At 32.6% G+C, this 16615-nt stretch carries 13 protein-coding genes, 1 pseudogene, 1 riboswitch and 2 other annotated features (1 of these 17 cut by a window edge); of the genes and pseudogenes, 12 read left to right on the top strand and 2 right to left on the bottom strand.

The genetic code is table 11. The features are described from left to right. Window positions 1-100: 100 nt before the first annotated feature. The gene (locus G7057_RS02165; protein ID WP_166160987.1) at window positions 101-1207 is read right to left on the bottom strand and encodes a site-specific integrase; all 1107 of its coding nucleotides are present in this window, start codon (window positions 1205-1207) and stop codon (window positions 101-103) included. Between the two features lie 279 nt (window positions 1208-1486). Here G7057_RS02165 and G7057_RS02160 point away from each other — a divergent pair, with 279 nt between their 5' ends. The 6 genes and pseudogenes from G7057_RS02160 (at window position 1487) to G7057_RS02135 (ending at window position 7177) form a co-directional block, all read left to right on the top strand. After that, window positions 1487-1882, top strand: a complete 396-nt coding sequence (locus tag G7057_RS02160; protein WP_166160985.1) for a hypothetical protein — start codon at window positions 1487-1489, stop codon at window positions 1880-1882. A 251-nt stretch (window positions 1883-2133) separates the two neighbouring features. After that, window positions 2134-2556, top strand: coding sequence for a hypothetical protein (locus G7057_RS02155; RefSeq protein ID WP_166160983.1), 423 nt, complete (start codon window positions 2134-2136; stop codon window positions 2554-2556). A 394-nt stretch (window positions 2557-2950) separates the two neighbouring features. After that, window positions 2951-3187 (top strand): annotated as a pseudogene (locus G7057_RS02150) (mercury(II) reductase); the annotation flags it as partial. A 541-nt stretch (window positions 3188-3728) separates the two neighbouring features. Next, window positions 3729-4454, top strand: coding sequence for a hypothetical protein (locus tag G7057_RS02145; RefSeq protein ID WP_166160981.1), 726 nt, complete (start codon window positions 3729-3731; stop codon window positions 4452-4454). 284 nt (window positions 4455-4738) lie between these two features. Further along, window positions 4739-6619, top strand: coding sequence for an HNH endonuclease signature motif containing protein (locus tag G7057_RS02140; RefSeq protein WP_166160979.1), 1881 nt, complete (start codon window positions 4739-4741; stop codon window positions 6617-6619). Window positions 6620-6821: 202 nt separating this feature from the next. Next, window positions 6822-6922: riboswitch (SAM riboswitch) on the top strand. Between the two features lie 72 nt (window positions 6923-6994). After that, window positions 6995-7177, top strand: coding sequence for a hypothetical protein (locus G7057_RS02135; protein ID WP_166160977.1), 183 nt, complete (start codon window positions 6995-6997; stop codon window positions 7175-7177). A 125-nt stretch (window positions 7178-7302) separates the two neighbouring features. On the opposite strand, the gene G7057_RS02130 is transcribed toward G7057_RS02135, so the two are convergent. Then, a complete protein-coding gene (locus tag G7057_RS02130) occupies window positions 7303-8163 on the bottom strand; it encodes a hypothetical protein (protein ID WP_166160975.1) in 861 nt (286 codons plus the stop codon). 367 nt (window positions 8164-8530) lie between these two features. Between G7057_RS02130 and G7057_RS02125 the strand changes: the two genes are divergently transcribed. The 6 genes from G7057_RS02125 (at window position 8531) to argH (ending at window position 16484) form a co-directional block, all read left to right on the top strand. Continuing rightward, window positions 8531-8761 carry a TIGR04540 family protein gene (locus G7057_RS02125; RefSeq protein ID WP_227004683.1) on the top strand — a complete coding sequence of 77 codons (231 nt, stop codon included), beginning with the start codon at window positions 8531-8533 and terminating at the stop codon, window positions 8759-8761. Window positions 8762-8787: 26 nt separating this feature from the next. Beyond that, complete coding sequence (locus tag G7057_RS02120; protein ID WP_166160971.1) at window positions 8788-10866, top strand: DUF262 domain-containing protein; 2079 nt, start codon at window positions 8788-8790, stop codon at window positions 10864-10866. A 171-nt stretch (window positions 10867-11037) separates the two neighbouring features. Further along, window positions 11038-11529 carry a hypothetical protein gene (locus G7057_RS02115; protein WP_166160969.1) on the top strand — a complete coding sequence of 164 codons (492 nt, stop codon included), beginning with the start codon at window positions 11038-11040 and terminating at the stop codon, window positions 11527-11529. Between the two features lie 572 nt (window positions 11530-12101). Then, a complete protein-coding gene (locus G7057_RS02110) occupies window positions 12102-13460 on the top strand; it encodes an MATE family efflux transporter (RefSeq protein WP_227004624.1) in 1359 nt (452 codons plus the stop codon). A 189-nt stretch (window positions 13461-13649) separates the two neighbouring features. After that, window positions 13650-13880 (top strand) — a binding site (T-box leader). A 74-nt stretch (window positions 13881-13954) separates the two neighbouring features. Then, the gene (locus G7057_RS02105; RefSeq protein ID WP_166160967.1) at window positions 13955-15157 is read left to right on the top strand and encodes an argininosuccinate synthase; all 1203 of its coding nucleotides are present in this window, start codon (window positions 13955-13957) and stop codon (window positions 15155-15157) included. 1 nt (window position 15158) lies between these two features. Continuing rightward, window positions 15159-16484 carry an argininosuccinate lyase gene (gene argH, locus G7057_RS02100; RefSeq protein ID WP_166160965.1) on the top strand — a complete coding sequence of 442 codons (1326 nt, stop codon included), beginning with the start codon at window positions 15159-15161 and terminating at the stop codon, window positions 16482-16484. Beyond that, window positions 16479-16615, top strand: a binding site (T-box leader); it runs 81 nt beyond the window's last position. It overlaps the preceding gene by 6 nt.

Raw genomic sequence — 16615 nt, 5'->3', positions numbered from 1 at the left:
AAAAATAAGTTCGAATAGTAATACAGGCCATCTGAGCTCTATTGCTCGTTGTATCAAGTCCATAAGACGTCTCCTTTATTTAATATTTTATAACTAGTCATTAATTTTCCATAAACTTCGCAAATTTATCTGCGGTATCTTTCTTCTCTTCTTTTGTGACATGAGCATAGATATTCATTGTTGTTTGAATATCCGTGTGCCCTAGACGAGCCTGAACATCTTTTATTGAAGCTCCCATAGAGAAGAGGACACTACAATGCGTGTGTCGCACCCCATGAACGGTAATTTGTTTGAGTCCATTACGCTTTTGCACATTTCTCATACGGTCATTCGGTACGTTAATAGAATAAAAGTTATTTCTCGTATTCGCAAAAATATGTTGATCGGGTGTATTTGTATTAAAGCCAAGTTTCAGCATGAATTGAGCCTGATACATCTTCCACTGCTTTAAAAGCTTCATCGAGTCATAATCCATATCAATTACTCTTCGACCATTCGCTGTCTTCGTAGGTTGCACGATAATCTTATTATTTAAGCCCCTAGTGAGTGTTTTATTGATATTGAGGGTAGATGTATCGAAATCAATATCTGACCATTTTAGAGCCAACAGCTCCGATTTACGAGCGCCACTGTATGCTAGCAATCTAAAATAGGTATACCAATTCAAATCTAAATCTTCTTTTACATATTCTAGGAACTCGTTCAATTCTTCTTTGCTATAAAAATTCTCAAATTCACTTTCTTCAATCGTTTCAATCCGTTTTGGAACTGTTACTTTATCAAATGGATTGCTGTCGATAATATCCATTCTTAACGCATAATCAAACACTCGATTTGCATAATTCTTTATACGTCCATAATTGACTAGCTTATCACGCCACTTATTTAATTCAGACTGGCAATGATCAGGTTTTATTTCACGAATGTTCATGCCATCAAAAGAGGGGACAATGTGATTTTTGAAGTCACGCATCGTTTTGTTGAGTGTGGACTCTTGAACGTTATCTATATATTCAGATTCTAACCACAAATCATAAACATCGTTAAAGGTACTTCGTTTCCTCTGAGATGGAAAACCATTTTTATGAAAATCATTAATTAATCTTGCTTCAGCAATTTCTGCTTCTTTCTTCGTTTTAAAGCCACTTCGTTTACGATAAACATCTTTATCTGTGACTGGATCAACCCCAATGTATGAATGAAACATATATCGAGTGTCACCATTTTTTAAACTGTATTTCCTTATCATTATGATACTGTATTACACAACGATTTACAGATGTTTTAACAAACATTAGTGTGTCTATCGCTTTAAAAGTTGCTCTAAATGCTCGTCACAATAACTTCTTCAAAGCTTTTTATATTCATAAAATTAATAGGTTACTAAACGTATCTAAAGTATAATAAGAGTAAGAGATAAATAATACAATGACTAAAGACTTTAAAATTTAATTTATAAAAAATATTAATACAAAGGAGGAATTTGATGAGTAATTTAGGAGACTACCAACGTATAACTACTTTAGCAAAAAAAGTAGGTGGACCAAGAAATTTACTAAGAATTGCAGTTGGATCGGGTGCTGTAGTTGGAGGATTAGGTGTTAACTTATGGAATAAAATAAGATCGAAAGGTAATAGTCCAATCAATGATGTAGTTGGAGTTAATGAAATATTTGAAGCGACTACTGCAGGTCAAGATATTTCCGGTTTAAGATTTGAAGTAGGTGATACGTTCAGAATAATAAGTAGCGATGAAGAAGCGGTATTAATTGAAATAATAGATAATAAAAACAATCCTTATTTTGTATCTATTGAAACTTTAAAGGAAATATCACTGCCATATTCTGAGTACTTAAAAAATGAATCTAACAAAGATAAATAACACCGCTAAAAGAATTAATAAAATAGAGAAAAAAGTTAGATGATGATGAAGACCAATTAAAAATTCAAAGTAGACTTTATTATGTTTCATTTACTCGAACACGTAATAAGTTATCCATTTTAGTCCCAGAAGAAGCTCCAAGTAGATTCTAATCAGTTCTGGATACGAGCCTTTATGAAACTATATTATAGCGACTATGTTTTAAGATATACTCGATTACAGCAAATCTTACAATTAAAGGAATGATTTCAATGAATGAAAAGTATCAATGGGTTGTATTTTATGAAGAATTTGCAGATAAGCTTTATACTTATGCTGATCGAAAAGATGAATTATTTGAAATAATAAGAGAGTTTGAGAGTAAATATCGTTATTTTCAGTATCTAAAATTGGATAAAAAAGAATGGTGGGAACCTAGAAATTATACTATTGATCCTTTCTCTGTCATGGCTGTTATGAACAGAGGATTGACAGATGAAAATCGATCAATTATCGGAGAGCTCTATGCAGAGATATTTAATATCTCCTCTCCAGTACCTACTATGTTTTCTGGTATTCCATTTTTAAACAACATGCGGTCTTTCCTTGGAGATACGGAGAATAATCCTCTATGGACATTATTTGAAGTAGCACTAAAATATGCTGAAACTAAAGTTGTAACAAATCTTGTGTAGTGAAAGGTATATCCAATTAGTCAATGCTTTTGATAATGTACGGGAAATCGGTGGAAATGGATTAGCTATGATTACTATTTGATACAATTGCTTTATATTGGATAAGACCCAATGTATTTATGCCTCTAGATAGCATTTCACGCGATTATATTCCTGAAAGATACAATATAAAAGTGCCCTCTTTAACCAGCGGGGGAGAGGAATATTTTAACTTTCTCCAAAACCTAGAGAGAGTTACAGGAAACATCCCTTTTTATGAAATTTCATATGATGCTTGGTTGGATAATACAAAAGAAGAAAGTGATTCAATAGACAGGGTTATTTTCTTCTATTGCTGTTGCTGTTGTATTTAACCCACGCTCATACTCATCTTCATTAATATTATTTCCTAATAACTGGGTTAATCAAGCTTGTTATCAACGCTCAAAATCAACAAATAATAGGCGTTCATATTGTTGCTGAAAATGCAGGCGAAGTCATTTATGCAGGGATTTTAGATGTTAAATTTGGTTTAACAGTCGAGGATTTAACGGACACAATGGCTCCCTATTTAACGATGACAGAAGGATTGAAACTTGTAGCACTTGGGTATAATAACGATGTTTCAAAGTTATCTTGTAGTGCAGGATAATATACAGAAATGGGCGGCAGTTCCTCAAATGAACTGCCGCCCATTTTAAATAATCTATGATCAATAGATACACTCTTCTATAAATAAATAATGGATTAACTAATTTTTAAAGGAATTTTCATACGAGGATATTAATTATTTCAATAATCACACATTTAAGATTTACTAAGAAAAAGTAAATATTTGTTACTTTGGAGTTTCCGAGCAATTAAAAACTACTATTTCTTATAAGTAAACTTTCAACAACAAACATGGAAAAAAGACTATTTTCCCCAGAAATAGTCTTTTTTATTTTATTAGTGCAAAGCACCTCTTAAATTTAATGCAAAATAAAATTACAATTTACAAATCCTGATATTTAGCGGTTTCATTTTATGTTCAAAAACTTATAAGTTTCTGACTAAGTTATGTAAAAAAGCAGGTTCAATCCTTATGATTGGATATGCTTTCTCTTTTATAAATTCTCTATTTCTCTATATCTCTTTACTCACTGGTTTTAAGACTGTGGTAAAATAGAGTAAATAAATCTTAGGAGATAAATATGAAATCTTTTCTTCAAAATAAAAAGTATTGGATGATTCTTTTTAGTATCCTAATAATTATATCGCTTCTTGGTGGTATACTTTACTATTTTAAAGTAGGTTGCGAAAATTATTTGTTTTTATATGAAAATATGATATGGTTTCCTATCGAAATTTTTGCAACTGTGCTTATCTTAGATAAACTTCTAGATACTATAGAATCTCAAAGGGAAATTGATAGAAACAACAGGATTTTAGCTAAACCTAATTCCAGCTTGAAAAATAGCTTGAAAAATCAGGTAGTAAGAATAGTAGACGATAGAAATGTTTATGATTCGAATGCTAAGTCAATTGATGAAAGATACAGGGAAATAGTTGATGATTTAGAAGCGTCTATTAACTCTGATTTGTTTCATTTAACGAAGACTTATAATTTTAGATCAAGCAATACTAAAGTACCAAATGAAATAGAATTGAATATAATGGGGATACTTTATATTGAATGTGAGCCAATTGATAAAAAAATTAATGAGTACCTAGATTCATATTCTCAATTTTTAGATGAAAAAGTGTTTTTAAAAACGACCAATTTAAAAGATGTGAACTATAAATTGGGAGTATTAAATTATACTTTCGGCATTCAACATAAAGCTGAAGAATATAGTATGGGTGGTAACGCTGAACCTTTAATAGCCGAAATAAGAAGTTATATATCAATGGTTGATGAATTTATAAAACATTTATAGATAACTTTTAAAAATAGTCTACTATACCTGATCTTTTTAGCAGATCTTTTATGAGGCGTAATTATGCACGAGTAAGGATGTTTTGAGGACTTTAGATAGGTCAGTGTCTTATTTTTGATTTGAAAAGTGTTCTAAACGCTTGCCATAACGAAGTTTATACTGTTAAAGACAAAAAAAGGCTGTGCAGCCCGGTAATAATCTGCACGGCACTTGTTAAGAATTATTTAAGATAAGATAGAATTTATTAATGAATTACCATTGCCTTAAGGAAAAGAGGATTTAACATGGATAACCAGTTGCTAGAAATACAACAGGAATTAATGGAATATTTTCCTGATGGATTTTATACTAACCAGAAAGAAATTAGAAGTCTTAATGTAGAGAAGAAAATTAATAATTATATTTATAGACAGAAAACATACAATGGAAAGAAAATTACATTTAGTCAAGTATTAAAAAAAATAGGTTTGAAGAAAGTAGATTATTACGATGTTAAACGTATGAGAGATATCCATAAGAAATTCGATATTACATACGACCGTTGGGGAGAATTTTTTGGAGGAATTTCGAGACAAAACATTGAGCTAGTGATGAATACAAATATTATAAGAGAATATTTCCAATGGAAAGATATAGACTTAAAAGATAAGGATTACCGTTTTATTCAAAAAGAGTTAATTCAAAAGGGCAAACAATTGGCTTTTAACGTTAACAATAATTGTACATATTTTTTGGTGAATAATATAAGTGAAGCCGCTACAGCAAACGAAGCTAGAATGATTCTGCTAATTCGTGAAGGAGAAAGACACTCTGGAAAAGTTTATTTTAATGAAATTAAAGATAGTCTTTTAGAGCAAGCACTTCGCGATGCTGGTTACTTTGAAGTAGCATTAACGGAGATTAATGATTATAGAACATATATAAGGTTTCTTAAAAATAAAAGTAATAATAAAATGTATTTAACGAAGGATGAAAACAATGAGTTAAAGCGTTGGGTGGATAAAAGTATTTTTGAAAACAAAGAGAAATTATTCGAGAGATATCAAATTTCTTCCGAAATTCTTTATTCAAATTTCAAATTAAAAATATATGAAGAGGGAATTATAGGTAGATTCGACAAATACGCAGATGATGATAGAGTTGTCATTATTCCACATATTTTAGAAGATGGCCGACAGAATAGTGATTATACAACGATTCATCGTATAGCTAATAATAGAGGGTTCGATAGTATTGAAGAACTCGCTGCTAACTATGGATATACTTTCATTTCTAACGAGACCGTTCGCAGCGTAAAGAATGAAGAAATATTTCAAGAGGGTTTAGAAAAGAGGACAATTGGTAGTAATGATATTTATATACATTCTCTTGATCCGTTCTATACTTTTGTAAGAAGACGCAGTATGAGTGAAGAATATCCAACGATGGATGAATATTTAATAGAAAATTATAATCTAAATCGTATCTTTAAGGAGGACTTAACTGATTTAGATAATGTTTATAAATGGACTAATGACTTAGATGAATCGCTATTAGATGCAAATGATTTATACGAATATTTAGTGCAATATGTTGATGAGTGTGGTATTTTGGATGAGAAAACTTCAAGGAAATGGTATCGTAGAGTCTATTACCATGCATATCACTATAATAAATCAGTCCCAGATGTACTCCGTTCTCTTGGTTTGAAGTTTACAGATAAGTCGATAAATCAAGAGCAATTTAAAGAAATTGAAGATTATCTAAAAGACTTAGAAAAGTTAAATTCTGAATTAGATAAAAGTACAATAATAAATGAAAAATACAAAAGAAACAGACAATTAGTAAAGATTCTGAAAAGATTATATAATTATAAATGTCAATGTTGTGGAAAAGATCAAGCGTTCCCACCAATTATTACAGATAAAAATTTACCTTATGTAGAGGTTCATCATATACGTCCACTTGCTTCAAAGGAAAATATAGAATGGACACAAGCTGGAAACGATGAATCAAATGTTATTTTAGATCACTATATGAATTGTTTAGTAGTTTGCCCTTACCATCATAAACAAATCCACTTTGAGAATAGTGGTTACTTTAAATTCGACAGAGAAAATCTCCGCATTTACAATCAAGCAAATGAATTTATACAAATCTATCATGATTTACATCTTAGACAATAACTTAAATCTTGAATAAACAGCAATTTAACTCGTCGGGTTAGCGTAATTACGCCAAACTCCATTTAATACTATTCTTTTGGAGATTGCATTTCGAAATTTCATTAGTTTATTATGCTTTAATAAAATCGCTTTTTAGAAAATATAAAAATATGTTGAATCATGCTTTTCCATAGTATATAATAGATATACAAATAAATAGCAAATCTTATTAAGAGTGAGTGGAGGGATTTAGCCCTATGAAACTCCAGCAACCGGTCAATGTACACGGTGCTAAATCTAACGGCAATAGCCGAAAAATAAGTCAATTCCTGTAGCATGACTTATTTAAAAGTGATGCTTTTTTATTTGGAAAAAAATAAGGGAGTTGTATAGTAAATGGATAAAGACTTATTGATTTTAAAGGATAAAATCCTAGCGAGGAAAAAGGTATGGGAAGATGCGAAAGAACCAGCCCATATAACGTCTATCTTTGTGTGTAATCGTCGCATCCAAAAGCTCAATGAAGCATTGAAATTGCTTACGGAACTTGAGTGGGTCGATGACTACACTAGGATATAATGAAAACCCCCTAACTTTAAATAGGTTAGGGGGTTTTTGAACATCAAATTTTTGTTTCTCGCATTCAGTTGATAATACAAGTTGAACAGATTTAGTAGTAAATATTATTATCAACAAACTTATAATTAAAAAGAAATCTTAGAAATGGCTTCTTTATATATATCCAAATAATCAAAACTTGTTAGAATCCCTATTAAAGAATCTGGTGTTAAATCTTCAGTTTTGTTATCAGTTGATTGGATTAATAATACCGGTAATGATTGTGTGTCTGAAGTGACTTCAAACTCAGAAAGTATATTATATAAATACTCATCACTGCTAATTATTTTGTAATGATACCGTTGTTCATCTAAAGAAATTAAATCACTTACAAATAACGCTGATAAATCCAGTGTTTCAAATTCTTTTTCCTCTAATGCAAATTGGGAGAGTTTCAAAGTTATTCCATTATCAGAAACTAATCCATTAAAACTTTTGTTATCAAACACGGGAAATTGAGTAAAACTAGTATCTTTAATTAATTGGAATAAGTCGTAAATATTTGTGTCCAAATTTACTGACTTTACTTTTTCTTTTTTATGTGCCTTTAAAAAATCTCCTACAGTTAAGGGATTGTTTAATTTATCTAAAGTTTCACTGATAAGTTCTAGGCTGTATTCAGTGGGCTGCGCTATTTTTACTATATAATAATCATCTTCGTAATCATGAACAATTAAATTCCTCAACTCATTAATTTTGTAGAATTCAGTTAGTTTACGCCTGATAAAATCATTTGAATTTTTCATAACGTGTACTGCCTTCATAAAAGGGATAAACCCGTCTTTTAGGTAATGTTGAGCAGTTTTGGACTCTGTAAATTTATCTACAATGATTCCGTCTGCAACCTCTTGAAAATAAGGTTCTGATAATTCACTAATTTTTTTATGCAATTCATTGTAAAGCTTAATAAATTTATCTTCTGAGTTATTATTAGTTGTTAATTTCATATAATTGAAGCTCCCTTGATATAATTTAGATCCTGTTAATATTTCTTCTCAATATAGTTTAATGAATTAGAAGGAGAAGTTCAAATCAACTTATGATGCATTATATTAATATGGGCTTTAAATTTTCAGGTAGTTTCATATTCTTATTCGTAGGTCGTTCTCAGAGCACAATTTAGAAAAGCTTTTTGAGACCTGAATAGTGCATAATAGTTATCTTGGTTATGAGTTGAAATCGTCTCTAAATGCTCATTACAAACATTTATTTTAGTCATATCGATAGAAAATTATAAAAGATACATAGATAAATACATGTATCTAAAGTATAATTAAAGTAAGAATTAAATAAAGCAGAGGTGATTCTGTGGAAATGAAAAAATTTTATCGTACCCAACGAGAAGTTGCATCTGTAATTAATGAAATTATCGACGAATACTGGGCTGATAAATTAACAGATTTAAAACTAGAAGAAAATATAATGATGGTTTTTAAAAACAATCAAGACAAGATTATCAAAAACGATGATTATACTACTATATTGAAACAACAATGTGGAAAGAATCGTTTAGCAGTTGTTTCAAAAATAACTAAAAACAGTTAGATACTACATACTAAGGAGTTTTATATATGGAAGGTAATGTTCAAAATGTAGTTGGTTACTTAAAAAAGGGAACAAAATTTGTTATTCCAGTTTATCAGCGAAACTATGACTGGACGCTTGAAAATTGTCAGCGCTTAATGGAAGATTTAGTAGAGTTAAATAGTTCAGATAAAAACACACATTTCTTTGGCAGTATTGTTATTAAACCTAATGCTCATGCTGAGGAAATTATTATAGATGGACAGCAACGAATTACTACATTATCTTTGCTGTTTTTAGCAGTTGTTAAATGGTTGGAAAATAATCAGGTAGATACAATATTAGAATCTGATCGATTAAAAGGTGATTTCTTACTTGATTACTACAAACCAGCGAATGATCAAATACGACTGCACTCAAATCCACGAGATTATGAGGCATATACTAAATTATACGGAGACAAGAAGTTTTTTGTAGAAGCATCAAACATCACTCGTAATTATAGGTATATTTACACATTTATCGACAGTATGGATATTACTATTGATGAATTGTTTCAATCTCTTAACAAGCTACAGTTTATGATAATCAGTTTAAATTCACCTGATGATGATCCACAACTTATTTTTGAAAGTTTAAACTCAACGGGCTTAGAGTTAACAAATGCAGATAAAATTAGAAATTATCTATTAATGAATGAAGAATTAAATACACAGGATTATTTGTATTTAAACTATTGGAAACCCATTGAAGAGAGAACTTCTTTTAATTTAAGTGAGTTTTTTAGAATGTATCTGACTACTAAAAATGCTCAGACTCCAACCATCAAGTATATCTATGATGAATTCAAAAAGTATTATGAAAATAACTGGGAAGATAAGGAAGCTTTCTTTATAGATTTAGAAGAGTATTCATTTGCTTATCAACAAATACTTGGCCATCCAGTTCGGGATAAAAAAATTGATAGTATTTTATTCAGATTGAATCAGATAGAAATTACTGTCACTCATCCTTTCTTGATGGCTATTTTAAGAGATTTAAATAACCAGAAACTTTCTATAAAAAGTGTAGGAGATATATTTGAAGTGATAGAGAGTTATATAGCTCGTAGAATGACTGCACAGATTCCTTCTAATGCCTTGAACAAGATATTTGCAGTGTTATATCGAGATTACCGTAAACACGCAGAAAGCACACATGCTTCGAATTTTGAACCTGTCGATATTATCAGTTACTTACTGTTGACCAAAGAAAAGACTGGATTATTTCCAACGAATGAAGAAATTCGATCAATTCTTCAGACACGTGATATGTATAATATCAATTCAAAATTTAGAACCTATTTCTTTGAACGCTTAGAAAACTATAATCACGTTGAAAACTTAAATATATACGAGGGCATTGACCAACAAGATTACTCAATTGAACATATAATGCCCCAGAATTTATCTGCTCAATGGGAAATTGATTTAGGGGAAGAAAGCGATCATATTCATGAGATGTATGTTCATAATCTAGGAAACTTAACTTTAACTGGATATAACCCAAAGATGAGTAATCGATCGTTCTATGAAAAGCAGAATATGGAGAGAGGTTTTCGAGAGAGCCACTTTGTTAATTTGAATGCTATTCCAGCGGGTGTAGAGAGTTGGGGAGAAGAAGAAATCATTCAAAGAAGAGACAATCTAATCGATCAATCTTTAAAAGTTTGGGAGTATCCGGAGACAGAATACACGCCTAAGAAAGATGTTGAAGATCTCTATGAATTTGATGGAATTAATACCTTTACTAATTACACTGCTAAAGGTTACACATTTAGAAACGAAGATTATCATACAGTAGAATCCTGGATAGATTTTTATATTCAGCTAGTGACAATTATTACAAAAGAAAATCCTTCTGCAATCGGACGGATTGCAGAATCAGAAAATAAAACTGGGCTCGACTCAGTTTTTCTGACTAATCAAGAAAGAAAAACTGTTGAAATAATCCCAGGAATTTATGCTAAAACACATCTATCAAATCGAGAAAAAATATCTATTATCAAACAGTTATTTGATATTTTAGAGATTGATTATAACCAATTACAAATTGATGCAGTACCACCAAAAGAGAATGAAAATTAAATATAGCAATTTATTAAATAGACTTTTTACTAAAATCTATTAATAAATGTAATTTTGAACAATAAATTCAACAAAAATTTGAAGAGTTATACGTTTATAGATAATACGAAAAATTTTAATTCCACCATAAAATCTACAAAGATAAAGTCAAAAATTCAAGAATTAAATAAGTTGGAAAGTATAAAAATATTAAGAGCTGTTAGAAATTATGCTATTCATGCCTCTATTCCTGTTAAAGGAGCTTTGAGGCAGATAAATTTGATGACTGATGAAGAGAAGTATGAATTTTATATAGAAAAAATCACATTGATAGACAATAAGCCAAATCGAAATGATCTGAAAAACTTGAAAAATTTAGCAACTAATAAAATTGTCTTAAATCACATGATAGATGAAGTCATAGATAATTTAGAGAGTTTATCGCTTAAGACATTGGAAGAATTTTTGAATTTTATACCTTCAGATGTTAAATCCATATTTTATAAATATGTAAGGTTTTATAAAACTTCAGATGGGTCAGAGTATTTTGCGAATTCTTTTGTTAAGAGTGAAGAAGACGGGAAAACAAATAGAGGAACAAGTTATATAACAAAAGAAACAATCTACTTTGACCCTGGCATTTTAGAACTTGTAGTTAGCCAAATTCACTCAAATAAGGATTAATTACACTATTATTTCTTTTCCACAAAACATAGGCGTATGCGTGAAAATTTAGTCTAAACCATTACCAAAACCATTACCAAAACCATTACTATATTACTATAAACGTTGATGTGAAGGGGTTCAGATGAGCCCCCTCATCTCTTTGAAAATCAATCATCATCTGGTATCGTTCCTCAGAAGGAGTATGCTCGTTATTTTCTGCAAGAACAGCTCCTCTTTTATCTGTGATTCCTTCCATGACCCATTCAATCTGAACGGTTTCCTGCTGTCTGAATTGCACTGCATCCAAACAATATAAAAACAAAGTGACTCATCGATAGAATCAACACGATTATTTTTTTCACTAAATCAATCCTTTCAACCAAGCAATTATTATGATAATTAGCTATAATAGATAGAAGAGTAATCTTATAAAAATGACAACGCTTTCTGTTTTGCTGTGCGATTTAAACAATCTTTTTGAATGAAAATAAACTTGAAAGGAATGCGATGCGTCATTGTGAGTTTCTAGCTGACAAACTTATATTTGAAATTTGTAATAAAAAGGTTTAATAAAAAAGGAGATTTTATTTTTGGTAAAAGGTGAATTGGCAGACGAAAAATTATTATTTAGTCCTCAAGCTTTGAGGAAATTAATTGTCCCTTTGATTTTTGAACAGGCACTTGCTTTATCGATTGGTTTCATCGATACGATGATGGTCGCTTATGCGGGGGAGCAAGCCGTATCTGGAGTTGCTTTAGTAGACAGTGTCAATTTCCTGGCGATTAACTTTTTCTCTACTGTTGCGGCCGGGGGAGCCATTATTGTAGGTCAGTATTTAGGGAAAAAGGAAAGCAAAATGAGTAAGCATGCAGCGAAACAGCTATTTTTGGTTGTTGCCTTTATTGCTACTCTTGTAGCAGTTATTTCTCTTGTTTTTAACCGCCAGATTTTACGAACGTTATTTGGAAATGTGGAGGCGCCCGTTATGGAGAGTGCCGTCACTTATTTTTACGTAACAGCTGCTTCGTTTCCATTTTTAGGCCTTTTTAATGTATCTGCTTCATTGCTAAGGGTGATGGGCGATTCTAAAAAAGCAATGATTAATGCACTTATCATGAATGTTATTAATATAGTAGGAAATTCTGTTTTTATCTATATTTTCAAATGGGGTGTATTGGGAGCCGCATTATCGACTCTAATCGCAAGGGTGATTAGTTCGTTCACTATGATGTACATGTTGCGGAATCCTAAATTGCCTGTCTTTATAAGTTCTTATAATCCACGGGATATTGATTTTAAAATGATAAAAAGAATTTTGCGAATCGGGATCCCGAATGGATTGGAGAATAGTATTTTCCAAATTGGGAAAATTATTATGACAGGATTAGTGGCGACGTTCAATACTGCGTCTATTGCTGCACATGCAGTTTCAAACAGTTTAACTGGATTAGAAATTATACCGGGTGCAGCCATGGGACTTGCTATTACTACTGTCGTTGCTCGCTGCGTCGGAGCAGGGGAATACGAGCAAGCTAAGTATTATACGAGATTATTGATGAAAAAAGCTTATATATATATAATCGTGCTTAATATTCCGATTCTGTTTGTATTAAAGCCAGTTTTGAATTTTTATAGCCTTTCGCCAGAAGCAATCAATCTGGCGTTCCAAGTCATGATTCTTCATGGAGTAGCTGTGATGTTGATTTGGCCAGCCTCATTCTCACTTCCAAATGCACTGAGAGCAGCAGGAGATGTTGTTTCAACGATGTACGTATCCGTATTCTCAATGTTTGTCTTCCGTGTAGGGTGTAGTTTTCTCCTTGCTTATGTTTTTGATATGGGTCTAATGAGCGTTTGGATTGCGATGATTGTCGACTGGACTTTCCGCTCCATTTTCTTTGTAATAAGGTGGCGTTCCAATAAATGGCAACGATATTCGATAATATAACAAAAACGACTCGTAAATTTTTAGTTCCTGATGATTAGAGTTTTGTTAATAAAGGAATTTAAATATTTGATAAGAGAAGAATGATTAATAAAAATATGATGAGAGTAAGTTAAAAATAAATTAAAAAAATGTGTTGACAAGCTTATTTACTTTTCATATAATGTTTTCAACTTATAAAAATTTTATATCATAAAATCAATGATAAAGAGAGTAAATCAGAGTGTTTTTCTCAAAGCGAGTTGGGGTAGAGTGGAAGCCCATCAGAAAATGCTGGTCGAACCGCACTTTATCGGATGAAGAGGTGAACGATACAGTAGCTTCTTCCGCAGATCTGGCGTTAACAAAATGAGGTGGATATGTCTATGAGCATGTCAACTAGAGTGGTACCGCGGATTAATATACCTTTAACCCGTCTCTTGCATAACTGTGAGGGGCGGTTTTTTGTACACAAAAACTCCCTTCCAACCAATAACATGATAAAAGGGGTAGAAAAAATGGCAAAAGAAAAAATTGTTTTAGCATATTCTGGTGGATTGGATACATCAATTACGATTCCTTGGTTAAAAGAAAACTATGACGGTGAAATTATTGCCGTTTGTGTGGATGTTGGTCAAAAGGAAGATTGGGACGCAGTCGAGAAAAAAGCTATTGCATCAGGGGCAAGTAAATTTTTCTGTCCACACGTTGCTGATGAATTTGCGGAAGATTTTATTTATCCGGCTATCTCAGCTAATGCCAAATATCAAGGCACTTACTTATTAGGAACAGCGCTAGCTCGTCCTTTAATTGCTAAGAAACTTGTGGACATTGCTCACCAAGAAAATGCAACAGCTATTTGTCACGGATGTACTGGAAAAGGGAATGACCAAGTTCGTTTCGAAATGGGTATTGCAGCCTTTGATTCTGAAATGAAGGTTATTGCACCATGGCGTGAGTGGGAGATTAAATCCCGTGAAGATGCTATTGATTATGCGAACAAAAAAGGAATTCAGATCACCTCTACTAAAGAAAAAATCTATTCCGAAGATGAAAACCTAATGCACATCAGCCATGAGGGCGGCGATATTGAAAGCCCAGCAAATGCAGTTAACTATGCAGACATCTTACATATCACAAATGCCTTAGAACAAACGCCAGATGAAGCAGAAGTGGTTGCTATTACGTTCGAACAAGGGCGTGCAACAGCTGTAAATGGCCAAGCAATGAAACCATCAGACGTGTTAAAAACACTAAATGAAATTGCTGGTAAACATGGTGTCGGCGTTCTTGATTGGATTGAAGACCGGACGATTGGGATGAAATCGCGTGGCATTTACGAAACACCGGGTGGCACTGTTCTGCTAGATGCGCATGAGCGTCTTGAAAGTTTAACATTGACAAAAGAAACCATTAAACTTAAAAAATATATCGGACTTGAATTAGCAGAACTCATTTATACCGGTCAATGGTATTCACAAGCTAACCTAGCGATTCAAGCTTTGATTAACCAAACGCAAGAATATGTAAATGGTGAAGTACAATTGAAACTTTACAAAGGCAATGTCTTGCCACATAGCTTAACGAGTCCAAACGAATTGTTTGATGCAGACGTATCAGGATTCGGCGAAGATGACTTATTTGATCATCATGATGCAAAAGGCTTTATCAATGTGATTACTCTGCCAACGAAAATTCAAAAGAGAAAAGGAATGATTTAATATGTCAACACTATGGGGCGGCCGCTTCCAAGAAGCTGCATCAAGTTTAATGCAATCGTTTAATGAATCCTTCTCTCTTGATAAACGCCTCTGGCAAGAAGATATTACAGCAAGTATTGCTCATGTCACGATGCTAGGTGATTGTCAGATTATCACTTCGGAAGAAAGCCAACTTCTGCAAAGTGAACTCAAAAAACTCTATCAAGCCATTGAAGCTGATCCGGCCTTATTAACCGGTGATTATGAAGATATTCATAGTTTTGTAGAAGCTAAAATGATTGAAGCCTGCGGTGATACGGGTAAGAAAATGCATACGGCAAGAAGTCGTAACGACCAAGTAACGGTTGATATGAAGCTGTATGTTAAAAAGAGTTTGGCTGATTTGAAAGTGTTGGCGAGTCAAATGATTCAAGCCTTTCAAGAAAAAGGGCAATCAGTTGATGCCTTGATGCCTGCTTACACTCACTTGCAACGGGCGCAAATTGTATCCTTTTCCTATGTATTAGATGCTTATGTAGCTATGTTTGAGCGAGACATTAAGAAAATCGATCAAGCTATTGATTTACTCGATGAAAACCCACTGGGAGCTGGTGCGTTGGCTGGTACTACTTACCAAATTGACCGCCAACAAACGACAGACCTGCTTGGGTTTAGAGCGGTTCAACGTAATACCTTAGATAGTGTGAGTAATCGCGATTTTATTATCGATGCGTTGCATTGTTTCTCTAGTTTAATGATGCATATGAGTCGCTTTGCTGAGGATTTTATTATTTACTCTAGCCAAGAATTTCGCTTTATTGAGTTGTCGGATCATTTTTCAACAGGTAGCAGTATGATGCCACAAAAGAAAAATCCGGATGCTTTGGAGCTCATTCGTGGTAAGTCAGCGAAGGTGATTAGTCTTTTGAATGCCATGTATGGCACGATGAAGGGTCTGCCACTAAGCTACAATAAAGATATGCAGGAAGATAAGGCGATTTATTTTGAGGCATTGGATACGACAATGGCGTGTGTCAAAATACTAACGGGTGTCACTCAAGAGTTAACGGTGAATGAAAAACGTTTGTCAGAAACCATTCATGAAGGTTACTTGAATGCCACAGAATTAGCGGACTACTTAGTTCGTAAAGGCATTCCATTTAGAGAAGCTCACGGTATTGTCGGGCAAATGGTCTTGTATGCTATTGAAAAAGACAGTCAGTTGCATGATTTGGCATTTGATGAGCTGGCGCAATTTTCAGCAGTCATTGAAGCAGATATTTATCATGAATTAAATCCTGAAACGATTTTACAACAAGGGATTAAAAAGAATATGTTAATAAAATAGTCGAGGACAAAGAGAGTAATTTATCTTAACCTACTAGCGAGATAAGGACAGGTGGAAGCTTATCAGGTGGGGTAAATGAAGCGCACTTTGGAGACAGATTGGTGAACGAAGACAACTAGCCAATTTCGCAA

Source organism: Jeotgalibaca arthritidis (assembly GCF_011100465.1).
GTDB classification, from domain to species: Bacteria; Bacillota; Bacilli; order Lactobacillales; family Aerococcaceae; genus Jeotgalibaca; species Jeotgalibaca arthritidis.
This window is presented reverse-complemented; position numbering and strand designations above follow the sequence as displayed.